This is a genomic window from Bradyrhizobium sp. 18BD (assembly GCF_054185225.1).
In genome coordinates this window covers 70,241-93,993 of sequence record NZ_JAVAYL010000012.1, presented here as the reverse complement: position 1 = coordinate 93,993, position 23,753 = coordinate 70,241, and the positions used below count along the sequence as shown (strand labels likewise).

Annotated in this window: 18 protein-coding genes and 1 tRNA gene; 11 read left to right on the top strand and 8 right to left on the bottom strand. The window is 64.7% G+C overall.

The genetic code is table 11. From position 1 onward, the window contains the following. Positions 1 to 246, bottom strand: coding sequence for a hypothetical protein (locus RAD16_RS22100; protein WP_458159973.1), 246 nt, complete (start codon positions 244 to 246; stop codon positions 1 to 3). A 161-nt stretch (positions 247 to 407) separates the two neighbouring features. Between RAD16_RS22100 and RAD16_RS22095 the strand changes: the two genes are divergently transcribed. Beyond that, a complete protein-coding gene (locus RAD16_RS22095) occupies positions 408 to 1,028 on the top strand; it encodes a DUF4440 domain-containing protein (RefSeq protein WP_458159972.1) in 621 nt (206 codons plus the stop codon). Between the two features lie 26 nt (positions 1,029 to 1,054). Here RAD16_RS22095 and RAD16_RS22090 read toward each other — a convergent pair whose 3' ends face one another. The 3 genes from RAD16_RS22090 to cpdR form a co-directional block, all read right to left on the bottom strand. Next, positions 1,055 to 1,270 carry a DUF2945 domain-containing protein gene (locus tag RAD16_RS22090; RefSeq protein ID WP_458159971.1) on the bottom strand — a complete coding sequence of 72 codons (216 nt, stop codon included), beginning with the start codon at positions 1,268 to 1,270 and terminating at the stop codon, positions 1,055 to 1,057. A gap of 145 nt (positions 1,271 to 1,415) precedes the next feature. Beyond that, positions 1,416 to 1,490 (bottom strand) — tRNA-Val (locus RAD16_RS22085). 74 nt (positions 1,491 to 1,564) lie between these two features. Then, positions 1,565 to 1,924, bottom strand: a complete 360-nt coding sequence (gene cpdR / locus RAD16_RS22080) for a cell cycle two-component system response regulator CpdR (protein ID WP_007597092.1) — start codon at positions 1,922 to 1,924, stop codon at positions 1,565 to 1,567. Positions 1,925 to 2,284: 360 nt separating this feature from the next. Here cpdR and RAD16_RS22075 point away from each other — a divergent pair, with 360 nt between their 5' ends. From RAD16_RS22075 to RAD16_RS22065, 3 genes are all read left to right on the top strand, one after another. Further along, entirely contained in the window at positions 2,285 to 3,175 is an 891-nt protein-coding gene (locus RAD16_RS22075; RefSeq protein WP_458159970.1) for an N-formylglutamate amidohydrolase, read from the top strand. A 527-nt stretch (positions 3,176 to 3,702) separates the two neighbouring features. Beyond that, positions 3,703 to 4,485, top strand: a complete 783-nt coding sequence (gene hisN, locus RAD16_RS22070; protein WP_458159969.1) for a histidinol-phosphatase — start codon at positions 3,703 to 3,705, stop codon at positions 4,483 to 4,485. Positions 4,486 to 4,507: 22 nt separating this feature from the next. Next, positions 4,508 to 5,497, top strand: a complete 990-nt coding sequence (locus tag RAD16_RS22065) for a Bug family tripartite tricarboxylate transporter substrate binding protein (protein WP_458159968.1) — start codon at positions 4,508 to 4,510, stop codon at positions 5,495 to 5,497. A 129-nt stretch (positions 5,498 to 5,626) separates the two neighbouring features. Here RAD16_RS22065 and RAD16_RS22060 read toward each other — a convergent pair whose 3' ends face one another. Then, on the bottom strand, positions 5,627 to 6,517 hold the full coding sequence (locus RAD16_RS22060) for a LysR substrate-binding domain-containing protein (RefSeq protein WP_458159967.1): 891 nt from the start codon (positions 6,515 to 6,517) through the stop codon (positions 5,627 to 5,629). A gap of 168 nt (positions 6,518 to 6,685) precedes the next feature. Between RAD16_RS22060 and RAD16_RS22055 the strand changes: the two genes are divergently transcribed. Continuing rightward, positions 6,686 to 7,438, top strand: coding sequence for a sulfite exporter TauE/SafE family protein (locus tag RAD16_RS22055; RefSeq protein ID WP_458159966.1), 753 nt, complete (start codon positions 6,686 to 6,688; stop codon positions 7,436 to 7,438). A gap of 33 nt (positions 7,439 to 7,471) precedes the next feature. Here the strand turns inward: RAD16_RS22055 and RAD16_RS22050 are convergent, their stop codons facing one another. Next, positions 7,472 to 8,104, bottom strand: a complete 633-nt coding sequence (locus tag RAD16_RS22050) for a LysE family translocator (protein ID WP_458159965.1) — start codon at positions 8,102 to 8,104, stop codon at positions 7,472 to 7,474. A gap of 225 nt (positions 8,105 to 8,329) precedes the next feature. Between RAD16_RS22050 and RAD16_RS22045 the strand changes: the two genes are divergently transcribed. Beyond that, complete coding sequence (locus RAD16_RS22045) at positions 8,330 to 10,126, top strand: adenylate/guanylate cyclase domain-containing protein (protein WP_458159964.1); 1,797 nt, start codon at positions 8,330 to 8,332, stop codon at positions 10,124 to 10,126. Between the two features lie 204 nt (positions 10,127 to 10,330). Further along, positions 10,331 to 13,138, top strand: a complete 2,808-nt coding sequence (locus RAD16_RS22040; protein ID WP_458159963.1) for a di-heme-cytochrome C peroxidase — start codon at positions 10,331 to 10,333, stop codon at positions 13,136 to 13,138. A 226-nt stretch (positions 13,139 to 13,364) separates the two neighbouring features. Here RAD16_RS22040 and RAD16_RS22035 read toward each other — a convergent pair whose 3' ends face one another. Further along, positions 13,365 to 14,312: an alpha/beta fold hydrolase gene (locus RAD16_RS22035; RefSeq protein WP_458159962.1), complete on the bottom strand. Its 948-nt coding sequence runs from the start codon at positions 14,310 to 14,312 to the stop codon at positions 13,365 to 13,367. A gap of 234 nt (positions 14,313 to 14,546) precedes the next feature. Between RAD16_RS22035 and RAD16_RS22030 the strand changes: the two genes are divergently transcribed. Together RAD16_RS22030 and RAD16_RS22025 are read left to right on the top strand one after the other, a co-directional pair. Then, positions 14,547 to 15,014 carry an Hsp20 family protein gene (locus RAD16_RS22030; protein WP_458159961.1) on the top strand — a complete coding sequence of 156 codons (468 nt, stop codon included), beginning with the start codon at positions 14,547 to 14,549 and terminating at the stop codon, positions 15,012 to 15,014. Positions 15,015 to 15,172: 158 nt separating this feature from the next. Next, positions 15,173 to 15,943, top strand: coding sequence for an alpha/beta fold hydrolase (locus tag RAD16_RS22025; RefSeq protein ID WP_458159960.1), 771 nt, complete (start codon positions 15,173 to 15,175; stop codon positions 15,941 to 15,943). A gap of 63 nt (positions 15,944 to 16,006) precedes the next feature. On the opposite strand, the gene RAD16_RS22020 is transcribed toward RAD16_RS22025, so the two are convergent. Next, a complete protein-coding gene (locus RAD16_RS22020) occupies positions 16,007 to 16,804 on the bottom strand; it encodes a hypothetical protein (RefSeq protein WP_458159959.1) in 798 nt (265 codons plus the stop codon). A 489-nt stretch (positions 16,805 to 17,293) separates the two neighbouring features. Here RAD16_RS22020 and gltB point away from each other — a divergent pair, with 489 nt between their 5' ends. Continuing rightward, positions 17,294 to 22,027 carry a glutamate synthase large subunit gene (gene gltB / locus RAD16_RS22015; protein ID WP_458159958.1) on the top strand — a complete coding sequence of 1,578 codons (4,734 nt, stop codon included), beginning with the start codon at positions 17,294 to 17,296 and terminating at the stop codon, positions 22,025 to 22,027. Positions 22,028 to 22,203: 176 nt separating this feature from the next. Further along, positions 22,204 to 23,655, top strand: coding sequence for a glutamate synthase subunit beta (locus RAD16_RS22010; protein ID WP_458159957.1), 1,452 nt, complete (start codon positions 22,204 to 22,206; stop codon positions 23,653 to 23,655). Positions 23,656 to 23,753: the final 98 nt, after the last annotated feature.

Genomic DNA, 23,753 nt, shown 5'->3' with positions numbered 1-23,753 from the left:
CTACCACACCTCCGCGCCCGGGATCTTCTTGCGCACCGCCATGCGCTGGATCCAGATGCAGCGGCGCACGGACCTGTTGGAGCGGCCAACGGCGGAGATGCCCTCGCCTGCCTGGAGCAGCGGCGCGACATTCTCGCGCAGCGTGCGGCAGCGTTGCAGCTCGGCTTGCCAGTCGATGATCGCCGCATCCGCGTGCGACGCCATCAGCGTCAGCATCGCCACGGCCAGACAGCTCGCCCGCATCATGCGCATTCCCCTCACCGTGATCCCCCACATCGCACCGGTTGGCTCCGTCGGGCAGACGACACCGCGAGACGATAGCTCAACCTGGCGTTGGCGGCGAGAGCTTGCCCGTTGCGTCCCCCGCGACATCCGAGGGCCTTCGCCAACGCATCGGTGATGTCACGGTGACCGCCGATCGTGCAATCGGGAAACGTCGACGAAGCGATCGATGGTATGACGATCACCATTCAAATGCCGCCGGCCAACCACGAGAGGTGAACATGACCCAACCCGAGATGTCTCCAGGCAGCGCCTGTCCACGCCCATTGACACGAAACCGTCGACTTGCGGCAACCGCCGCGGCGATGCTCCTCGCCGCGACAGTCTGGTCAGCCGGACCCGCGCAGGCCGCGGCGAATGATGCCGAAGCACGAGTCATCTTCGAGAAATTCATCGCCGCGCAAAATGCGCACAACGCGGACGACGTGAAGGCGATGCTCTGGAATTCGCCGAGCACGCTGTTGTTTGCCAGAGGGATCGAGACGAGAGGCCGTGATGCGGTCGCAGCCCGCTTCAAGACGTATTACGAGGGCACCTGGCAGCTCGAACCCGACATGTCGAAATTCCACGTCGCCGTGATCTCGAACGAGGTCATGCAGATCCTCGTCCCGATCGTCTTCACGCGCGCCCTTCCCGGCAAGCCGCCCCAGCAGAATACATTTCTGATCAGCCAGACCTACGTTCAGGATACGAACGGCTGGCACGTCGCTTCCATCATGCCGGTAGCGAACACGGAACTGAAATAGCGGGATGCAGCATCCGGGCGACGGACTCAGCTTCGCAGCAACCGCAACGCCTTGCCCTTGTGCAGGGCGACGTGGTCGGTCTTGTCGCTCTTGATCTCGTATTGCGGCTCGTCCGGCGTGGCGTGGTGGACGTAGCCCTTATAGTCGACGTCCCCAGTGTGGACGCGCAGGATACGACCGCGCACGCGGCCGGCCTCGGAATTCCAGCTGACGTGGTCGCCGGGTTTGAAGGGTTTCGGCATGCCGGAACAATGCCGCTATGCGTCGGCGCGTTCCAAGGAAGGGTGCTTCGCGTTGGAATTCGGATGGCTTGCTGCGGCTGCAAGCCCGCCTGCGCCCCTTTGGGCTTCGGCGCGGCATCCTTCTCTCGCTACCGCGAGCGAAGGATGGTGGGCACGACAGGGATCGAACCTGTGACCCCTACCATGTCAAGGTAGTGCTCTCCCGCTGAGCTACGTGCCCTAGATGTCGTCTAGATCGGGTGGGGTCCCTATAACGGCTCAGGGGACCCGGCGCAAGGACGGAACGGGGCCGATTTAGGCCGCCAGCATCTTGTTCACTTCGCTGACCAATTCGCGCAGATGCACGGGCTTGGACAGCACCTTGGCGTTCTTGGGGGCGTCCGAATCCGAGTTCAGGGCGACCGCGGCGAAGCCGGTGATGAACATGATCTTGATGTCGGGGTCGAGTTCCGAGGCCCGGCGGGCGAGCTCGATGCCGTCCATTTCCGGCATCACGATGTCGGTCAGCAGCATCTCGAACGGCTCTTCCCGGAGCCGCTGATAGGCGGCCATGCCGTTGTCGTGGGACGAGACCTGAAAACCGGCGTTTTCCAGCGCCTTGACCAGGAAACGGCGCATGTCGTTGTCGTCTTCGGCGAGCAGGATCTTTGGCATGGCAGGAAACGTCGAATCCCCAGAGGATATCAGCAGAGGTCACTAAGCCCGACAGACGGTAAATTTGGGGTGAAAATCTTTACCCTGGCGGCGCGCTGCCGACTCCTTGTGAACCCGAATCCCGCCCGAATCAATCGAGCCGCACGAGCGTGTCCCCGCCTGCCTGCCCGCACGGTTAAGACATGTTCCAGCGGCAAATCACATCTTTTCGCTTGGCAGAATGGTTGTGATTCCGGACAATGAGGTCACATAAGAGCCGCTGGACGGCCGAATCATAGCGCTCAGGTCTTTGCCGGACCTCTTCCGGATCCTGCGGCGGCGAGGGATGAAGCCTGAGAATGTGGGACGAAGCCTGAGAAGATGACCCGGTTTGACGGCGCGGTGTCGCCAGCCTTCGAGATCTTCGAGCCCGCCGAGTGGCGCGCGCCCGTCATCTTCAACTCGCCCCATTCCGGCTCGACCTATCCGGACGAATTTTTGGCAGCCTCGCGGATCGACCTGCCGCAGCTGCGGCGGTCCGAAGATTCCTTCATGGACGAGCTGATCGGTCATTTAAGCGATCGCGGCTTTCCGACCGTGCGGGTCAACTTTCCCCGCTCCTATGTCGACGTCAATCGCGAGCCCTATGAGCTCGACCCGCGCATGTTCACCGGCCGGCTGCCGAGCTTTGCCAACACCCGCTCGATGCGGGTCGCCGGCGGCCTCGGCACCATTCCGCGCGTGGTCGGCGACGGCCAGGAGATCTATCGCGACCGCATCCTGGTCGAGGATGCGCTGGCGCGGATCGAGACGCTGTACAAGCCCTACCACCGCGCGCTGCGCCGGCTGATCAACAAGGTGCACCAGATGTTCGGCACCGTGGTGCTGGTGGATTGCCACTCGATGCCCTCGGTCGGCGTCAGCAGGGACGAGCCGCGCCGGCCCGACATCGTGATCGGCGACCGCTACGGCACCAGCTGCACGCCGCTGCTGCCCGACCGGGTCGAGGAAACGATGGGTGGGCTCGGTTATTCGATCGGCCGCAACAAGCCCTATGCCGGCGGCTTCATCACCGAGCACTACGGCAATCCCGCGAGCGGCCTGCACGCGGTGCAGCTCGAGTTCAACCGCGGGATCTACATGGACGAGCGGCGGCGCGAGCGCGGTCCGCGCTTTGGGCAAGTCGCATCCGACTTCGGCGTGCTCGCCGACGTTCTGGCGACCACGATCCCGTTCGGCGATCTCGGCCCGTTCCAGGCCGCGGCGGAATAGACGAGAAGCTTTTTCTTTGAACGATTGTCCCGCGCGCGAATGGCGCGAAAGCGTTTTCGCTTCGCATCCCTGAGCGCGCCAAACTGAAACCAGAGGCGGACAGAAAAAAGGGCCGCTTCTGATGAAGAAGCGGCCCAAGTCTAGGGAGGAAACGCCCAAGGAGGGCAGCGGTAACGCAGAGCGCTACCGCACCGCAACAATATGCGGCCGCGACGCACAAAGTGCAAGGGCTTTTGAGCGATTCCCCATGCAATACGCACATGGCTCAATTGCTTTAAGAGAAACCTGGATTCAGTTTCTTTAATAAGGAAATTCAATGGGTTGATAGTCGTTTGCATACCAACAAGGCATGTTCGGAACTAAGTTTTCAACTCTGTGATCGATATTTGGCCAACGGATGACTGATGCAGGGCAGCGGCTTCCGGCATCCAAAATACCAGGGTGCAAATCAACACAGCGCTGCACGCGGAAGGCGAATTGAGCTAGGCAAGATGAGCTTCACCCGACTTTCGCTTTGAGGATACGCCGTGACGGTGATCGACTTCTCTGCCTTCATCGGACGGCTGGCCACCGCCTCCGGCGAGACCATTTTGCCGTTCTTCCGTACCTCGCTGTCGATCGACGACAAGAGCAAGACCAAGGATTTCGATCCGGTTACGGAGGCCGACCGCGCCGCCGAGGCGGTGATGCGGCGGCTGATCAAGGCGAGCTTCCCCCAGCACGGCATCGTCGGCGAGGAATTCGGCAATGAGCGGGAAGACGCCGACTATGTCTGGGTGCTCGATCCCATCGACGGCACGAAATCCTTCATCGGCGGCTTTCCGATCTGGGGCACGCTGATCGCGCTCCTGCACAAGGGCACGCCGGTCTACGGCATGATGCACCAGCCCTTCATCGGCGAGCGCTTCTCCGGCGACAGCGGCTCGGCCAACTATAAAGGCCCGTCCGGCGAGCGCCGGCTGCAGGTCCGCCGCTGCGCCTCGCTGTCGGAGGCGACGACCTACACCACCTCTCCGCTGCTGATGAACGAGCGCGACCGCGCCATCTTCGGCCGGATCGAGAAGGGCGCGCGGCTGTCGCGCTATGGCGGCGACTGCTACTCCTATTGCATGCTCGCGGCCGGCCATGTCGACCTCGTGGTCGAGACCGAGCTGAAGCCCTACGATATCGCGGCCCTGATCCCGATCGTGACCGGCGCCGGCGGCGTCGTCACCACCTGGGAAGGCAAGCCGGCCCAGGGCGGCGGCCGCATCGTTGCCGCCGGCGATGCAAGAGTTCATGAAGAAGCACTGAAGCTTCTCAACCAATAACAAGCGCGAGCGGGAGGCTTGCATGACCATCTCACGCAAGCCGCTTGTTCGACTGTTCCTTGGACTATTCCTTGGATTGCCCGTGCTGCTGCCGCCGTTGGCGTCCGCGCAGAATTTCCCCGCAAAACCGATCAAGCTGATCGTGCCGTTCCCGGCCGGCGGCCCCAACGACATCATCGCCCGCGTGATCGGCCAGCGCATGTCGGCGCTGTCGGGGCAGCCGGTGCTGATCGACAATCGCGGCGGTCAGGGCGGCGTGCTCGGCACCGACGCGGTCTCCAAGGCCCCGCCCGACGGCTACACCATCGCGATCTCCTCGGCCGGCGCGCTCGCGATCAGCCCGAGCATGGAGCGGGTCGCCTACGACACGCAGGTCGACCTTGCGCCGGTGACACTGGTTGCGACCGTGCCGGAAATGCTGGTCGTCGCCACCAACGTGCCCGCCAAAGACATCGGCGAGTTGATTGCGCTCGCCAAGTCGCAGCCCGGCAAGCTCAACTTCGCCTCCTCCGGCCCCGGCAGCCTGCCGCATCTTGCCGGTGAATTGTTCAAGCTGACGGCCAAGATCGACATCGTCCACGTGCCCTATCGCGGCGCAGCCCCTGCCGTGAACGACCTCCTGGGCCAGCAGGTGCAGATGACGTTCCTCGATCTCCCGGTGCTGCTGCCGCAGGTCAAGGCCGGCGCCTTGAAGCCGATCGCGATGGGCTCGGCCGAGCGCGCACCGACCGCGCCCGACGTGCCGAGCTTGGCGGAAGCAGGTTTTCCCGATCTGCGCATCGAGAACTGGTACGGCATGGTCGCCCCGAAGGGCACGCCGAAGGAGATCGTCACCGCGCTGCATAGCCTCGCGACCAAGGCCATGGCGGATCCCGGCGTGAAGGAAAAACTCGCCCAGCAGGGCGCCACCCTGATCGGCGACGAGCCGGACCATTTTCGCGCTTTCATTGCCGATGAGACCAGGAAGTGGGCGAAGGTGATCAAGGACGCAGGCGTCGAGACGGCGAAATAGCCTGACGCTCTGCTGGAGGGGAAGAGCCGACCTCTCACAACGCAACAGCTGCGTTCCCTCGCCCTTGCGGGGAAGGGGGACGGAGCGCAGTTGAGTGCGCGGCTAGAGCGTCGGCTCGCATCAGCACGCTCACACCGCCTCCGCCCTTAAGTGCTCCACCAGCATCTTGGCCGGGCGCGGCAGCGTTTTAAAACTGCGCGCGCAGATCACGAGCTTACGGTTGGCCCAGGCATCGCGCAGGCGGACCATCGCGAGCGGCATCAGCTTGGCGCAGCGGCGGGCGGCGGAGATCGGCACCAGGGCGATGCCGACGTCGGCCGCGACCATCTGGCAGATCGCGTCGAAGTCGCGCATCCGCGCCCGATAGTGGGGGCGCATGCCGAGCCGGGCGGCATGCTTTGAAATGTGCATTTGAAGCGCGGTCGCGCTGGTGAGCCCGACGAAGTCGTAAGCGCCCGTCTCCTGGAAATCGATCTGGCGGCGGCCCGCGAACGGGCCGCGCCGCGACGTCACCAATGTCAAATGATCCTCGCTGAAGACGAAGCGCTCGATATGATCGGGCAGCGCGTGCTCGGCGGCGAAGCCGAGATCGGCGGCGCCGGCCGTGATCGCTGCCGCGATATCGGTGCTCTCGCGCTCCTCGATGTCGACAGCGATATCGCGGTGCTCGTGCAGGAATCCGGCCAGCGCCTTCGGCAGATGCTCCGACAGCCCCGAGGTGTTGACGAGAAAATGCACGCTCGCGCGCACGCCGCTGGCAAACCCCGCGAGATCGCCGCGCATGGCATCGATCTGGTGAATGACCACCCGCGCATGATCGAGCAGGCTCTCGCCGGCCGCGGTCAATTCGACGCCGCGGCGCCCGCGCTTGAGCAGCGCGACGCCGAGCGCATCCTCGAGCCCTTTGATGCGCGCGCTGGCGGAGGCCAAAGCGAGATTCGAGCGTTCGGCGCCGCGCGTGATGCTGCGCTGGTCCGCGACCGCGATGAAGAGCTGGAGGTCGACGAGGTCGAAACGCATGACAGGTCCTCCTTCTTATTGGAGCATGATCTCGTCGGAAAACCGCCGCGCACTTTGCGCTAACGCGGCCCTTCGGGTCCGGATCATGCGATAGCCTTCGTAGCTGACGAAGGCTATCTCCGTAACCTTCAGATTGTGCCGGCGCGCCGCTTCGGTCAATGTGCCGACATGATCGACCCGCTTCTCATCCTCATCGCCGCCGTCTTCCTGATTGCCGGATTCGTCAAAGGCGTCGTCGGGCTCGGCCTGCCGACCGTGTCCATGGGACTGCTCGCCGTCGGCATGGCGCCGAGCCGCGCCATCGCCATCGTGATCGTGCCCGCCATCGTCACCAACATCTGGCAGACTTTTGCCGGACCCTATCTGCGCGACATCCTGCGGCGGCTGTGGCCGCTGATGATCGGCACCGTGATCGGCTGCTGGCTCAATGCCGGCGCGCTGAGCGGCCCGTATGCGCGCTACGGCACCGTCGTGCTCGGCATCCTGCTGGTGATCTACGCCATCGTCGGCCTCAGCAAATTCAAGTTCCACGTCGCGCCGGGGAATGAGAAATGGGTCGGCGGCGTGGTCGGCGTGATCACCGGAATGATCTCGGCCTCGACCGGCGTGCAGGTGATCCCCTCGATGCCGTTCATGCAGGCGATCGGCATGGAGAAGGACGAGCTGGTGCAGGCGCTTGGCGTGTTCTTCACGACGGCGACATTGGCGCTCGCCTTCAACCTCACCGCCGGTGGATTGCTGACGCCGGCCAATGCCGTGCCGGGCGCCGTGGGCATGGCGATGGCCTTTGCCGGCATGTTCATCGGCCAGTCGGTGCGGGCGCGGATGCCGGCGGAAGCGTTCCGCCGCTGGTTCCTGGTCACGATGATTTTCCTCGGTCTTTATCTGGCCGGCAGCGCGCTGGCGAAAGAGTTCGTCTGAGGGCAGATCGCCCGCATCATCCGTTCGGATGCGTTACCGCGTCTCCAGCATGGCGACGCGGATGCCGAGATAGATAAAGAGGCCGCCGAGCGTGCGGTTGACCCAGGCGATCGCGCCTTCGGAGCTCCGCAGCCGGTGCGCGGCCCTGGCGGCGAAAGCGGCCAGCACCAGGCACCACAGCGTTCCCGTCGAGATGAAGATCAGGCCGAGCGTCAGGAAGGCGAGCGGCTTGTGGGCGGAGTCGGCTGCGACGAATTGCGGCAGGAAGGCCAGGAAGAACAGCGCGACCTTGGGATTGAGCGCGTTGGTGAAGACGCCCTGGAGGAACACCCGTCGCAGCGAGCTCCGCGCCGGCTCGTCCATGGCGGACGCCAGCGCCGGGCGCGACCACAGCATCTGAAGCCCGGTGACGATGAGATAGGCCGCGCCGACCAGCTTCAGGATCGAAAACGCAGTGGACGAGGCCATCAGCAACGCCGAAAGGCCGATCGCGGCGCCCGCAACATGGAAAAAGCAGCCGCAGCTGATGCCAAGCGCAGCCGCTGCGCCGCCCCGCCAGCCCATCTGCATGCTGCGGCCGATCACATAGACGGTATCCGGGCCAGGCGTGATGTTGAGCAATATGCCCGCCAGGATGAAGAGCCAGATCTCGTGAATGCCCAGCATGTGAAATCCCCCGCCCGGCCCGCCTTACGGCCTTGGAAGTCGGGCATAGTCGGTTCGCTCCTCTCCGTCCACCGCCGGTGTGCGTCAAATTTACGTCGAATTTGCAATGCGGTTCATACTATCGCTCGGCCACATCTGCTCTATAAAGGCAGGGTTCTTGAAATGCGGGATTCGAGGCGACTGCCACGCCGTGGCTGGTCTCCGATCCCTTGGAGCTCCGGGGCTATGGAAAGACGTCTGGCCGCCATTGTCTGCGCCGATGTCGCCGGCTATTCGCGCATGATGGGCAGCGACGAGGCCGGCACCCATGCCGCCTTCAAGGCCCATCGCAGCGCGATTCATCCGATCATCCTCAATCACGGCGGCCGGGTGGTGAAGAACACCGGCGACGGCTTTTTGCTGGAGTTCGCCTCGATCGTCGGCGCCACCGAGGCGGCGATCGCGATGCAGACGCTGATGGCGGAGCGCAACCACCATCTGCCCGCCGAGCGCGCGATGCAGTTCCGGCTCGGCATCCACATGGGTGATGTCATCGCCGACGAGGACGAGGTCTTCGGTGACGATGTCAACATTGCCGTCCGCCTCGAATCCGTGTCGAGCCCCGGCGGCTTCGCCATCTCGGCCAAGGCCTATCGCGAGGCCAGCAAGCATGTTTCCGTCTTGCTGACCGATGCCGGCAACCATCGCTTCAAGAACATCAAGGATGCGGTCGGGGTTTGGACCTGGATGCCCGAGGGCGCGCCCGCGCTCGCCCCCGAGCTGCGGGAGGCTTCCGCCCTCTCGCAGCAGTACCGCACCGCCATCGTCGGCGTGCTGCCCTTTGCCAATCTCAGCGACGCCCAGGACGAATATTTCTCCGATGGCCTCACCGAGGATTTGATCCACGCACTCTCGCTGCAATCCTTCTATCGGGTGCTGAGCCGCAACTCGACGTTCGCCTTCAAGGGCAAGAACACCAGCACGCGCCTGATCGCACGCGAGATCGATGCCACCTATCTGATCCAGGGTTCGGTGCGGCGCGCCGGCGCCAAGATCCGCGTCACTGCCGAACTGATCGCGCCGGAGACCGGCGAGCAGCTCTGGACCGGGCGCTACGACCGCGACATCGGCGATCTCTTTGCGATGCAGGACGAGATCACCACCAATCTCTCCGCCGCCATCGCCACCGAGATCGTCCGTGCCGAGGCCTCGGCGCCGGCCCGGCTCTCGACCGACGTCAGCGCCTGGGACCGCTTCCTGAAAGGCCTGTCGCATTATTACCGGCAGACCAAGGAGGATCTTGGCACAGCCGTCAGCCTGTTCCGCGAAGCAATCGCGCTCGATCCCAAACTGTCGATCGCGCACGCCTATCTCGCCACGATCCAGATCCAGAGCATCCAGTTCGGCTGGGTCAAGGGCACGCGCGAGATGTGGGCCGAGGCAATGACCTTGGCCGAAACCAGCGTCCGGCTCGACCCGCGCTCCTCCTTTGCGTTCTCGATCCTGACCTGGGCGCACGCGTTGGAGGGTCATCACGAGGCGGCAATGGACGCCGCCAAGCGCGCGGTCGCGCTCAACCCTTATGACAATGGCGCCCGCGGCGTGCTCGGCATCTGCCATTTCATGATCGGCGAGCACCGCCAGGCGATCGAGCTGTTCTCGATGGCCGCGCAACGCGACAACAGCGACCCGCGCTATCAATGGGCCGCGCTGAACGCCTTCAGCCATTATCTCCTGAGACAGTATGACGCGACGCTGTCATGGGCCCGCGAGCAGCTCTACATCAACCCGAACCACATGCAGGCGCTGGCGATCCGCGCCGCGGCGCTGGCGCAATTGGGACGGACCGGCGAAGCGAGCGAGGCCACCGTCGTGCTCATGGGCAACTACCCGACCCTGAACGTCGACCGCCATCTGCGCAATTTTCACTGGAAGCGGCCCGAGGACCTCGCGCATTACCGCGAGGGCCTGCTGAAGGCGGGCGTGCCGCTCGGCAAGCTGACCCTGGTCCAGGGCGACCTCAAACGCGCCGCCGAATCCTGAGCGCGGGCCGCGGGCCCCTCCGCGGCCGGCAGTCTCCTGTCAGTTTCCCACGACATTGCGCCGGCTTTTATTGACACGGCAGTGAATTCAGCCACACTTCGTTACACGCTGAAGTAGTATAACCTGCTGCCGTTTTGTTAGGACTTTCCGCGCTTGATCGGCGCGTCCGTTTTTTTGCGATTCGCCGTTTTCAGGATTTGGGCCATGCATCACCCCGCTCCGAAGCCGCCATTCGACCCCTCGATCCAGGTCTCACCGAACAATCCCTGTCCCTTCCTGCGCGGCCTCGTCGGCGAAGGTTTCCTCGATGGCGGCACCGTGCCGCTCCGGACGGTGTCGCAGACCATCGCCAATGCAAGCGGCGAGACCGGGCTGAAGAAGACCTCGGCCCGCATCCAGGTCCGCGGCGTCGCGCTGATCGCCAATGGCGCCTGTCACATCCTGCAAAGCATCTTCTGGGGCGCGCAGCTCGATGGCTTGCGCGGCGGCCCGCTCGACAAGCTCGGCGCCGGCTCGCGCATCCTCGGCGTCGACGGCCACGTCAATGAGGACGAGATCGCGCGGCTCGCCAGTTTCGGCAGCACCTATGCCGATCCCGATGGTGGCAGCGAGACCGGGCTCAACGCCTCGCAGATCCAGACCTTCATGAAGGACAATCTCAAGCGCGCCGGCAATCAGGCGCGCTGGTACTACCCGCTCCTGATGAAGTTCGAATGGCCGATCCTGCTCAGGATCATGGGCAAGGGTGAGGGTGACGACCGCTATCTCAGCGTGGCCGAGGTGAGGACATTGTTCAACGAGCGCAACTTCCCCGACAGGGTCACCCAGCGGGTCGTCGCCCAGCCGGTCACCCCGCCCTCGCTGCTCTTGCGCACTATCGGCGGACTCGCCGCCGCGCTCTTCATCTTTGGCGTCGTGGCGCTGCGCTTTCCCGATCAGTTCCAGCCGATGCTGCCCAACCTCATCGGCCAGCTCGTGGCGCCGCCACTGCCGAAGCTTGTCGAACCGCGGGCCGCATACTGGCTCGAGCAGAACTGGGCGCTGGAGGACCGGCACTGGTTTCATCACGCCAGCCAGGGCACCGCGACCTTCCCGGTGCCCTATGCCTGGTTCATGGCGCTCGAGCAGCCGCGGCTGCATTTCTTCGCCAAGCCCGGGATGCTGCATGACAGCGACCATCTGCAGCGCTTCGGCTTCATCCCGAGCCCGCAGACGATCAACACCGACGACGCCACGCTGCGCCGGTTCGGCTATGCCAACGTCTACGACACGACGAAGCCGGCGCCGGCGCGGCTTTGGGACCCGCCGGTCAATTGGGGTGCCCAGGCCGAGAACGTCGACGGCCTGCCCGTCGGCTTTGCGCGCATGACCGGCGTGCCCGATCCCGCGACCGGCAAGGTCGGCGAGGACCGGATCGGCCTGACCTGCGCCGCCTGCCACACCGGCCAGATCCATTACAAAGGCATCGACATCCGCTTCGACGGCGGCCCGGCGATGACCGACCTCAGGAAGCTCGAGGTCACGACCGGCCTGTCGATCGCCTACACGCTCATCGTGCCGGGCCGCTTCACGCGCTTCGCCGACCGCGTGCTCGGCCCCTCCGCCAGCGATGCGGATCGCGATGCGCTGAAGCAGAAGTTGAGTGCGATCGGCACATTCCTGAAAGACTGGGAAACGACCTACGACAAGACCATCGCAGGCAAGACGAGGCTCAACGAGAAGACGCAGCAGAAAGAGCCGCAGCAGGACACCGAGGAAGGTTATGGTCGTCTCGACGCGCTCAACCGCATCGGCAACCAGGTCTTCTCGCAGGACATGGCGCTCAGCGGCCTCAGCGGCTTCGAGAAGAACCTGCACGCCAAGGACGCGCCGGTCAGCTTCCCGCCGATCTGGACCGTGCCCTGGCTCAAATACGCGCAATATGACGCGTCGATCGAACAGCCGCTGATCCGCAACGCCGGCGAAGCGCTGGGCGTGACCGCGCTGCTCAACCTGTCCGACAATGCGCCCAAGGACACGCTGTTCCGCTCGTCGATGGACATCAAGAACCTGAACTGGATCGAGGATCTGCTGAAGGGGCAGGCGCCCTATCCGAAGAAGCAGCTCTCCGGACTGACATCGCCGAAATGGCCGTCGGACATCTTCGGCGATGCCGCCTGGAAGATCGATGACGAACGCGTCCAACGCGGCCGCAAGCTCTATGCGGAGATCTGCGCCGAATGCCATCTCGGTCCGGTCAACGATGCCAAATTCGACGCCGAATTTCCGCAGCAGAGCATCTGGTCCTCGTCACGGTGGGAAACCATCGGCGACGACAAATTCCTGAACGAGGTGCAGAAGAGCGCCAAGGGCATGGGGACCGATCCCGCCCAGGCCAGTGTGCTGGCGACGCGAACGGTTCAGGTGCCGGGCTTCCTCAAGCTCGACCCCACGCAGAATCTCAATGCCTGGTGGGACTGCAAACTGAAGGATATTTCGTCGACCGACATGCCGTACTCGGTCGGCCTGATGGTGCTCGTCGACATCGTCAGCCGCAAGGCGATGGACGATGCCAAGATCGAGCCGAAGGTTCAGCAGGCCTGGTGGGGCAAGCGCAAGAACTGCCCCAATCCCGGGCCGCAGCCGGCCGAGAAGAATGAGCCGGCGCCCTGGTATCGCGCCCGACCGCTCAACGGCGTCTGGGCCACCGCGCCTTACCTGCACAACGGATCGGTGCCCTCGCTCTATTGGATGCTGAGCCCCGCGGCCGAGCGCCCCAAATCGTTCTGCATGGGTGGTGGTCGCGACTACGATCCGAAGCAGGTGGGCTTTGCGGTCGCCGACGGCGAGAGCTGCAAGACCGGGCAGTCGCGCTTCTCGACGCGCGCGTCCGATGGCACCGATCTGTACGGCAACAGCAATGCCGGCCACTCCTTCGACGGCACGCCGGGCCCCGGCAAGGACGGCACCATCGGCCGCGTGCTCAAGGAGCAGGAGCGCTACGATCTGATCGAGTATCTGAAGACGCTGTGAGCTGCCGGGTCACCTCTCCGCACTTGCGGGGAGGCGTCGGAATGCATCCACGCCGTCATTGCGAGCCAACGGGTCCGCGCGAAGCGCGGCCCGATGACAGGCTCCGCGAAGCAATCCAGGCTGTCTCTGCGGAGGCCGTCTGGATTGCTTCGTCGCTTCGCTCCTCGCAATGACGGAGAATGAGGAGACTTCGCGTGTCCAGCTCTCAGCGCCGCTGCGGAGCCCCTCACTTGAACAGCGGCGTGCCCGGGACGAAGGCGTCGAAGGCGGCCCAGAACTGGGAGCGGTAGCGGTCCTGCTCCTGGAGGATCTCGTGCTTGGCCCCGGCGATCACGAGGTGGGAGCCGGCGCGCAAATGATAGGCAAACTCCTCGATCGCCGCGGTCGAGACCACGGTATCGTTGGAGGCCGCCAGCATCAGGATCGGCTGGCGGATCTCGGAGGGGTAGTTCATCCCCCTGAAGGTGTGCATGGCGCGGAAGGCGGTGTCGGCCCAGGCGACCGTCGGTGATGCTAGCCCGAGCGTCGGGTCCTCCTCCAGGATCGCGGCATTGCGCGCATAACGGACGGGATCGCTGGTCACGGGATTGTTGATGAAGGGGTCGAGCCCGGTGATGCGGTCGCTGCCCCCGGGCACATAGCGGCCGCCCATTCCCATCAGGCGCATCGTCTTCAGCAGCGTTCGCGCCGGCCACGCGGTCGTGCGGCCGGGCAGGTCGATCATCGGCGCCGACAGCACCATGCGATCGAACCAGCGCTTGCCGGCATGCGCCACACGCAGCATCACCGTGCCGCCCATGGAGTGGGCCAGCGCGAAGAAGGGCGGCGGGCAATCCGGCAGCACCACCTGCTGCACGAAGGTCTCGACGTCGATCTCGAAATCGGAGAAGTCGCGCACATAGCCCTTGCGAGGATCGCGCAGGCGACGCGAGGAGTGGCCCTGCCCGCGCCAGTCGATCATCGCCACCGCAAAGCCGCGGTCGCGCAGGTCGCGCACGGTCTCGAAATATTTCTCGATCTGCTCGCTGCGCCCGGAGAAGACGCAGACTGTGCCCTTGCGGTTGGCCGGCGGCGCCCAGCGCGCAAAACGAAGCTCGGCGCCGTCAGGTGTCTTGATGATGCCGCTGACGACGTCTTCGGGAACGGGGTTGGACGGAATCGAGACCAGCGTCATGATTGGGAGTGCTTGGGCGCCAAGTGCTGTACTCAAGTGCTGCAAATCAAGGGGCGGGAGCGCCGAAAAGGCGCTAGTGCCGCCCTCTTGAACGCCGTCTGGACTCACCCATATCACCTCAGTGCAGGCCGCTACCAGTGTTTCGGAACCGGAACATCAGGCTGCACACAGACTAAAGCCCGGCCCGATTGGCGGGCGGGTTACCGAAACAGTCGCTCATTGGAGGACTAGACCATGCGTACTTACGATCTCACCCCGTTCTATCGTTCCACCGTCGGCTTCGACCGCCTCTTCAACCTGCTCGACCAGGCCGGCTCTGACGGCAGCCCCGGTTATCCCCCCTACAACATCGAGCGCACCGGCGAGAACGCCTACCGCATCACCGTTGCGGTCTCGGGCTTTGCCAAGGATGAGCTCTCCATCGTCGCGAAGGAAAACACGCTGACGATCAAGGGCGAGAAAGTCGCCAACGAGAACTCGAAATCCGAAGTGCTCTATCGCGGCATCGCCGCCCGCGCCTTCGAGCGCGCCTTCCAGCTTGCCGACTTCGTGCAGGTGAAGGACGCCTCGCTCGAGAACGGGCTGCTTCACGTCGACCTCGTCCGCGAGATTCCCGAAGCCAAGAAGCCGCGCCAGATCGCGATCAACGCCGGTACGCCCAAGGCGCAGGTGATCGAGAATTCGGCCGCACAAGCCGCCTAAGACAAGCCACTTCCAGATTTGCAACTTCCAGGTTTGCGAAAACGCCCCGGTGCCCCGGGGCGTTTTTTGCGCTGCATCACAGAGTGGTGAACGCGTAACGCCGTAGCCTCGCGCTTCGTCCTTTGGACATCGAACCCAAAACGAGACGGAGAACGATCATGTCACTTTGGCGCAGCCTTTTCGTCGCCGCGAGCCTGCTGGCGGCTCCTATCAGCCTTGCCCACGCGCAGACCCCGCAGACCGTGAAGGCGACCAACGTCGTGCTGGTGCACGGCGCCTGGGCCGACGGCTCGAGCTGGTCGGAGGTGATCCCGATCCTGCAGGCCGCGGGCCTTCATGTGACGGCCGTGCAGAATCCGCTATCGTCGCTTGCGGACTCGGTCGAAGCGACCAAACGCGCATTGGCCGAGCAGGACGGACCGACCGTGCTGGTCGCGCATTCCTGGGGCGGCACCGTGATCAGCCAGGTCGGCACCGATCCGAAGGTCACCGGCCTCGTCTACATCGCCGCACGCGCGCCCGACGCGAGTGAGGATTTCGTTGCGCTGTCGAAGCAGTTTCCGGCAGGACCGGCGCGCGCCGGCATCGTCGAGCGCGACGGCTACACAAAGCTCTCGGAAGACGCGTTCCTGAAGTATTTTGCCAATGGCGTGAAGCCGGAGCAGGCGAAGGAGCTCTACGCGGTGCAATGGCCGACGGCCGCCTCGATCTTCGCCGGCCGGACCACTGAGGCTGCGTGGCATTCGAAGCCGAGCTGGTATGCGGTGTCGAAGAACGACGGCACCATCAATCCCGATTTCGAGCGCTTCCTCGCCAAGCGCATGAACGCCACCACGATCGAGCTCGATGCCGGCCACCTCTCGCTGGTATCGCATCCGAAGGAGGTGGCGAAGCTGATCCTGGACGCTGCGGGGTATCCGCGGAGCTAGGGCTCCATCGCGACAACGCAAAAGCGCCCGACGTCATCGGGCGCTTTTTTGTTTTGCTCGGGTCTAATCCAGCCCCTGCGCGGCCGGCATCTCCTGCGTCGGCAGGATCGCGGCGGCCGGCTTGGCCTGGCTGACGGTCGGAGCGGCGGCTTGCGGCGCGGCCTCCGCCGGCTTGGCCTGCACGGCGGCGGTCTGCTGCGCGGGCTGAACCTGCGGCGCCTGGGCCTGCTGCGGAGCCTGCTGCGTTTTGGGCTCGGCCGGCTTCACCGCAGCGACCGGAGTCTCGGCGCGATGCGGAGGCGCCTTCGGCAGCGGCACGGTGCGGCTGGCGACATGCGGGATCGGCGCCGGCGGACGCGGCGGGCCGCCACGAACCATGGTCGGCGGCGGCAGCGCGCTTTGCGGGCGATAGGGCGAAACCGCGGGCTCCTCATAGGAAGGCGCCATGCCATAGGCATCCGCATTCGGCACGAAGCGGATGATCCGTCCGTCGCGGGCATCGATCACCAGCCGGCCATCATCGCCGCGGCGGTCGATCACCGCGATGGTGTAGACGCCGCCGCGCAGGCGCGGGATGCCGAGCGGCGAGAAGCCGTTGTCGCGCAGCACCGCATAGACCTCGATCGAGGGCAGCAGCGCCGGAGCCGGGCCGCGCTCCTCATAGCCATAGCCGTAGCCGTAACGCGGCGGCGGTGGCGGCGCGGCTTCGCCCGGCGCGTAGGGTCCGTCGAAATCCGACACCGCAATCACGCCCCCTCCCGCAATACCGTCCGATGGAACCTGAGCCAAAACCTGCGCATGTCCCGCGGTCGCTGCCAGCGCCAGCGTGGCGGCGGCTACACATCCTGTGAAAAACTTCATGGTCGAGACGCTCCTGTCAGGCCCCGAATGGCTCGCGCTCTTTCGCTTCTTGCGGCGTGGCGCGCCTTCCGAAGGGGCTATCCGAAGCTTCATTCGGGATTTCGGCGTCCACAGGGCCGGATCAGGGCACGTTTGCTTCAAAATCGGGCCGCGCAACTTTCGGAAAGCGATTGATTGACTTATCGGGAATCGGGACTTCCGCGCGCTTGTGTGATAGACAAAAATTTGGCAAGGTGATTGTTAGGACAGGAAAGCTGTCTCAATTTTGCTTGCGGTTCCGGCATAGGGATTGCAACGAAAGTCGGTGCTCTCGAGCACCATAAGGCAACAGGCCAAACCGTTCTCGGGGACGAAGAACGCCGAGGCCTGAATTTAAGAAAATGCGGCTCGCAGCGGACGAGCGGTGACCCAGAGGCGGGTGCCGCGGAACGCCCAAGGTGCGCCGAAGAGAGCGGTGAGACAGCTTGCCGCATGGAGAGGATTGGAAAAATGAACGGGTCGCAATTCGAGCGCGCAAACATCGTGGCAGAAGAGCTGTCGGCGACGGTCGCCTCGAAAACGACCGATCCGATTCAGGAGCACAATTCGCGCCCGCCGGCCGAAGGTCTGTACGATCCGAGCCTGGAGAAAGACTCCTGCGGCGTCGGCTTCATCGCCAACATCAAGGGCAAGAAGTCGCACGAGATCGTCTCGGACGCGCTGAGCATCCTCTGCAATCTCGAGCATCGCGGCGCCGTCGGCGCCGACCCGCGCGCCGGTGACGGCGCCGGCATCCTGGTGCAGATCCCGCATCCCTTCTTCGCCCGCAAGGCCAAGGAGCTCGGCTTCGCGCTGCCCGCGCCGGGCGAATACGCCATCGGCGCGCTGTTCATGCCGCGCGACACCGCCTGGCGCAACGTCATCAAGAGCATCATCGCCGACCAGATCAAGGAAGAGGGCCTCACCCTGCTCGGCTGGCGCGACGTGCCGACCGACAATTCCTCGCTCGGCGTCACCGTGAAGCCGACCGAGCCTGCCTGCATGCAGGTGTTCATCGGCCGCAACGGCACCGCCAAGACCGAGGACGAGTTCGAGCGCCGGCTCTACATCCTGCGCAAGTCGATCTCGCAGGCGATCTACCAGCGCCGCGACCGCGGCGGCGCCGGCTATTACCCGTGCTCGATGTCCTGCCGCACCGTGATCTACAAGGGCATGTTCCTCGCCGACCAGCTCGGCAAGTACTATCCCGATCTGCACGAGGCGGACTTCGAGAGCGCGCTCGCGCTGGTTCACCAGCGCTTCTCGACCAACACCTTCCCGGCGTGGTCGCTGGCGCATCCCTACCGCATGATCGCGCATAACGGCGAGATCAACACGCTGCGCGGCAACACCAACTGGATGGCGGCGCGCCAGGCCTCGGTGAGCTCCGAGCTCTACGGCAAGGACATCAACCGGCTCTGGCCGATCTCCTATGAAGGTCAGTCGGACACCGCCTGCTTCGACAACGCGCTCGAATTCCTGGTGCAGGGCGGCTACTCGCTGCCGCACGCCGTCATGATGATGATTCCGGAGGCGTGGGCCGGCAATCCGCTGATGGATGAAAAGCGCCGCGCCTTCTACGAATATCACGCCGCGCTGATGGAGCCGTGGGACGGCCCCGCCGCCATCGCCTTCACCGACGGCCGCCAGATCGGCGCCACGCTCGACCGCAACGGATTGCGGCCGGCGCGCTATCTCGTGACCAAGGACGACCGCATCGTCATGGCGTCCGAAATGGGCGTGCTGACGATCCCCGAGGACCAGATCATCACCAAGTGGCGCCTGCAGCCCGGCAAGATGCTGCTGGTCGACCTCGAGCAGGGCCGTCTCATTCCCGACGACGAGATCAAGGCCGAGCTCGCCCGGAGCCATCCCTACAAGGAGTGGCTGGAGCGGACCCAGATCGTGCTGGAAGAGCTGCCGAAGGTTTCGACCACCGGCGTGCGCTCGAACCTGTCGCTGCTCGATCGCCAGCAGGCGTTCGGCTACAGCCAGGAAGACATCTCCATCCTGATGACGCCGATGGCGGCCATCGGCGAGGAAGCCGCGGGCTCGATGGGCAACGACACGCCGATCTCGGCGCTGTCGGACAAGGCCAAGCCGCTGTTCACCTACTTCAAGCAGAACTTCGCGCAGGTCACCAACCCGCCGATCGACCCGATCCGCGAGGAGCTGGTGATGAGCCTCGTCTCCATCATCGGACCGCGGCCGAACCTGTTCGACCTGCAGGGCCTTGCCACCACCAAGCGCCTCGAAGCGCGCCAGCCGATCCTGACCGACGCAGATCTCGAAAAGATCCGCTCGATCTCTGAGGTCGCCGAGTCGCACTTCAAGTCGCGCACGCTGGACACCACCTTCCACGCCGGTCTTGGTGCAGCCGGCATGGACCAGGTGCTCGACGAGCTCTGCGCGCGCGCCGAGAGCGCAGTGCGCGAGGGCGTCAACATCATCATCCTGTCCGACCGCATGGTCGGCACCGACCGGGTTCCGATCCCGTCGCTGCTGGCCTGCGCCGCCGTGCATCATCACCTGATCCGCACTGGCCTGCGCACCTCGGTCGGCCTCGTCGTCGAATCCGGTGAGCCGCGCGAAGTGCATCACTTCGCCTGCCTCGCCGGCTACGGCGCCGAAGCGATCAATCCGTACCTCGCGTTCGAAACCATCGTCGCGATGAAGGACCGCCTGCCCGGCTCGCTCGACGACTACGAGATCGTCAAGCGCTACATCAAGTCGATCGGCAAGGGCCTGCTGAAGGTGATGTCCAAGATGGGCATCTCGACCTACCAGTCCTATTGCGGCGCGCAGATCTTCGACGCGGTCGGCCTCAAGGCTGACTTCGTTACGAAGTTCTTCGCCGGCACCCACACCCGCGTTGAGGGCGTCGGCCTTGCCGAGATCGCCGAAGAAGCCGTGCGCCGTCATGCGGATGCGTTCGGCGAGGCGCAGGTCTACAAGACCGCGCTCGATGTCGGCGGCGAATATGCCTATCGCAGCCGCGGCGAGGACCATGCCTGGACCGCGGAATCGGTCGGACTGCTGCAGCACGCCGCGCGCGGCAATTCGCTGGAGCGCTATCGCGCCTTCGCCAAGATCCTCAACGAGCAGTCCGAGCGCCTGCTGACGCTGCGCGGCTTGTTCCGGATCAAGAATGCCGACGAGGAGAAGCGCAAGCCCGTCCCGCTCGACCAGGTCGAGCCGGCCAAGGACATCGTCAAGCGTTTCGCCACCGGCGCGATGAGCTTCGGCTCGATCTCGCGCGAGGCACACACGACATTGGCGATCGCCATGAATCGGATCGGCGGCAAGTCGAACACCGGTGAAGGCGGCGAGGAAGCCGACCGCTTCAAGCCGATGCCGAACGGCGATTCCATGCGCTCGGCGATCAAGCAGGTGGCCTCGGGCCGCTTCGGCGTCACCACGGAGTATCTCGTCAACTCCGACATGATGCAGATCAAGATGGCGCAGGGTGCCAAGCCCGGCGAAGGCGGCCAGCTGCCCGGCCACAAGGTCGACGCGACCATCGCCAAGGTGCGTCATTCGACCCCGGGCGTCGGCCTGATCTCGCCGCCGCCGCACCACGACATCTACTCGATCGAGGACCTCGCGCAGCTCATCTACGACCTCAAGAACGTCAACCCGACGGGCGACGTGTCGGTCAAGCTCGTCTCCGAGATCGGCGTCGGCACGGTCGCCGCGGGCGTCGCCAAGGCGCGTGCCGACCATGTCACCATCGCGGGCTTCGAGGGCGGCACCGGCGCTTCGCCGCTGACCTCGATCAAGCATGCCGGCTCGCCCTGGGAGATCGGCCTTGCCGAGACCCACCAGACGCTGGTGCGCGAGCGGCTGCGCAGCCGCATCGTGGTCCAGGTCGACGGCGGCTTCCGCACCGGCCGTGACGTCGTGATCGGCGCACTGCTCGGCGCCGACGAGTTCGGCTTCGCCACCGCCCCCTTGATTGCGGCCGGCTGCATCATGATGCGCAAGTGCCATCTCAACACCTGCCCGGTCGGCGTCGCCACGCAAGATCCCGTCCTGCGCAAGCGCTTCACCGGCCAGCCCGAGCACGTGATCAACTACTTCTTCTTCGTCGCGGAGGAAGTCCGCGAGATCATGGCCTCGCTCGGCTTCAGGACCTTCAACGAGATGATCGGCCAGGTTCAGCTGCTCGACCAGACCAAGCTGGTCGCGCACTGGAAGGCCAAGGGCCTCGATTTCTCGAAGCTGTTCGTCAAGCAGAAGGAAGAGAAGGGCCAGAAGATCTATCACTCCGAACGCCAGAACCATCATCTGGAGGCGGTGCTCGACCGCACGCTGATCGAGAAGGCGCAGCCTGCGCTCGACCGCGGCGCGCCGGTGAAGATCGAGGCCACGATCAACAGCACCAACCGCTCCGCAGGTGCGATGCTGTCGGGCGCGGTCGCCAAGATCTATGGCCATGCCGGCCTGCCGCACGACACCATCCATGTCGGGCTCAAGGGCACCGCGGGCCAGGCCTTCGGCGCGTGGCTCGCCCATGGCGTCACCTTCGAGCTCGAGGGTGAAGGCAACGACTATGTCGGCAAGGGCCTCTCGGGCGGCAAGATCATCGTCAAGCCGCCGAAGAACTCCGCGATCGTCCCGGAAGAGAGCATCATCGTCGGCAACACCGTGATGTACGGCGCGATCGAGGGCGAGTGCTACTTCCGCGGCATCGCCGGCGAGCGTTTCGCCGTTCGTAACTCGGGTGCCGTGGCCGTCGTCGAAGGCGCGGGCGATCATTGCTGCGAATACATGACCGGCGGCATCGTGGTGGTGCTCGGCAAGACCGGGCGCAACTTCGCGGCCGGCATGTCCGGCGGCATCGCCTACGTGCTCGACGAGACCGGCGACTTCGACAAGCTGTGCAACATGGCGATGGTCGAGCTCGAGCCGGTGCTATCGGAAGAGCTGATCAACGCCGGCACCTATAACCACGCCGGTGACCTCGAGGCGCACGGCCGGGTCGACGTGTTCAAGAACCTGCTCGACTCCGACGTCGAGCGGCTGCACGTCCTGATCTCGCGCCACGCCAAGGCGACCGGCTCCAAGCGCGCCGCAGACATCCTTGCCAATTGGAAGGACTGGCTGCCCAAATTCCGCAAGGTGATGCCGGTCGAGTACCGGCGCGCGCTGCGCGAAATGGTCGCGAATGCGGACGCCGAGCCGAAAATCGCGATCGGGGCGTAAGGCAATCACACCCCGTCATTGCGAGCGAAGCGAAGCAATCCAGACTTTCTTCCTTGATGCAGACTGGATTGCTTCGTCGCTACAGTGCAAAATTGCCTAGCAATTTTGTCACGAGCTCCTCGCAATGACGACGAGAAGAAACAAAACGAATTTAAGCGGCAGGGACTTCGAGTTTAATGGGCAAGATCACGGGTTTTCTCGAAATCGAACGGCACGACCGCAAGTACACCCCGGTCGCCGAGCGCGTGAAGCATTACAACGAGTTCGTCGTTCCCTTGAGCGAGAAGGAAACGCGCGACCAGGCCGCGCGCTGCATGAACTGCGGCATTCCCTATTGCCACGGCACCGGCTCGGTCGCGCCCGGCACGCCCGGCTGCCCGGTCAACAACCAGATCCCCGATTTCAACGACCTCGTCTATCAGGGCAATTGGGAAGAAGCCTCGCGCAACCTGCACTCGACCAACAACTTCCCGGAGTTCACCGGCCGCATTTGTCCTGCGCCGTGCGAGGCCTCCTGCACGCTCAACATCGACGACAACCCTGTTACCATCAAGACGATCGAATGCGCGATCGTCGACCGCGCCTGGGACAATGGCTGGCTGAAGCCTGAGGTCGCAGCGGTCAAGACCGGCAAGAAGGTCGCGGTGATCGGCTCGGGTCCGGCCGGCATGGCCTGCGCCCAGCAGCTCGCGCGCGCCGGCCACGACGTGCACCTGTTCGAGAAGTACGCCAAGGCCGGTGGCCTGCTCCGCTACGGCATCCCCGACTTCAAGATGGAGAAGGGCATCATCGACCGCCGCGTCAAGCAGATGGAAGGCGAAGGCGTCACCTTCCACTACAACAGCCATGTCGGCGCTGACGGCAATGTCGATCCGCGCGAGATGCTCAACGAGTACGACGCGATCGCACTGACCGGCGGTGCGGAAGCCCCGCGCGACCTGCCGATCCCCGGCCGCGATCTCCAGGGCATCCACTACGCCATGGACTTCCTGCCGCAGCAGAACCGCCGTGTCTCCAGCGAGCCGCTGAACGGCGTCCAAGAGATTCTGGCCGGCGGCAAGCATGTCGTCGTCATCGGCGGCGGCGACACCGGCTCCGACTGCATCGGCACCTCGCTGCGCCAAGGCGCGCTGTCGGTGACCCAGCTCGAGATCATGCCCGCCCCGCCGGAGCGCGAGAACAAGGGCCTGACGTGGCCGAACTGGCCGCTGAAGATGCGCACCTCCTCCAGCCAGGCCGAAGGCGCGGTCCGCGAATACGCCGTGCTGACCCAGAAGTTCACGGGCGAGAACGGACAGGTCAAGAAGCTGCACTGCGTCCGCGTCGACGACAAGTTCAAGCCGATCGCCGGCACCGAGTTCGAGCTCGACGCCGAGCTCGTCCTGCTCGCCATGGGCTTCGTCCATCCCGTGCACGAGGGCCTGCTCAAGCTGCTCTCGGTGGATCTCGACCCGCGCGGCAACGTCAAGGCCAACACGCTCGACTACCAGACCTCGCGTCCGAACGTGTTTACGGCCGGCGACATGCGCCGCGGGCAATCGCTGGTGGTGTGGGCGATCCGTGAAGGCCGGCTGTGTGCACGGTCGATCGACACGTTCCTGATGGGGAAGACGGATCTGCCGCGGTAGGTTCGCCGCCACACCGTCATTCCGGGGCGCGCCACTTGGCGCGAGCCCGGAATCCATCGGGCCTCAATGTTCGTGGATAGATAGATTCCGGGCTCGCG

Bases quoted from the DNA above. Each gene is read 5' to 3' on its own strand.
- RAD16_RS22045 (WP_458159964.1), top strand. From the start codon at position 8,330: ATGGAAAGACGTCTGGCCGCCATTGTCTGCGCCGATGTCGCCGGCTAT.
- RAD16_RS22035 (WP_458159962.1), bottom strand. From the start codon at position 14,312: ATGACGCTGGTCTCGATTCCGTCCAACCCCGTTCCCGAAGACGTCGTC.
- RAD16_RS22100 (WP_458159973.1), bottom strand. From the start codon at position 246: ATGATGCGGGCGAGCTGTCTGGCCGTGGCGATGCTGACGCTGATGGCG.
- RAD16_RS22090 (WP_458159971.1), bottom strand. From the start codon at position 1,270: ATGCCGAAACCCTTCAAACCCGGCGACCACGTCAGCTGGAATTCCGAG.
- RAD16_RS22050 (WP_458159965.1), bottom strand. From the start codon at position 8,104: ATGCTGGGCATTCACGAGATCTGGCTCTTCATCCTGGCGGGCATATTG.
- RAD16_RS22010 (WP_458159957.1), top strand. From the start codon at position 22,204: ATGGGCAAGATCACGGGTTTTCTCGAAATCGAACGGCACGACCGCAAG.
- gltB (WP_458159958.1), top strand. From the start codon at position 17,294: ATGAACGGGTCGCAATTCGAGCGCGCAAACATCGTGGCAGAAGAGCTG.
- RAD16_RS22025 (WP_458159960.1), top strand. From the start codon at position 15,173: ATGTCACTTTGGCGCAGCCTTTTCGTCGCCGCGAGCCTGCTGGCGGCT.
- cpdR (WP_007597092.1), bottom strand. From the start codon at position 1,924: ATGCCAAAGATCCTGCTCGCCGAAGACGACAACGACATGCGCCGTTTC.
- RAD16_RS22075 (WP_458159970.1), top strand. From the start codon at position 2,285: ATGACCCGGTTTGACGGCGCGGTGTCGCCAGCCTTCGAGATCTTCGAG.
- RAD16_RS22055 (WP_458159966.1), top strand. From the start codon at position 6,686: ATGATCGACCCGCTTCTCATCCTCATCGCCGCCGTCTTCCTGATTGCC.
- RAD16_RS22020 (WP_458159959.1), bottom strand. From the start codon at position 16,804: ATGAAGTTTTTCACAGGATGTGTAGCCGCCGCCACGCTGGCGCTGGCA.
- RAD16_RS22040 (WP_458159963.1), top strand. From the start codon at position 10,331: ATGCATCACCCCGCTCCGAAGCCGCCATTCGACCCCTCGATCCAGGTC.
- RAD16_RS22065 (WP_458159968.1), top strand. From the start codon at position 4,508: ATGACCATCTCACGCAAGCCGCTTGTTCGACTGTTCCTTGGACTATTC.
- RAD16_RS22030 (WP_458159961.1), top strand. From the start codon at position 14,547: ATGCGTACTTACGATCTCACCCCGTTCTATCGTTCCACCGTCGGCTTC.
- RAD16_RS22060 (WP_458159967.1), bottom strand. From the start codon at position 6,517: ATGCGTTTCGACCTCGTCGACCTCCAGCTCTTCATCGCGGTCGCGGAC.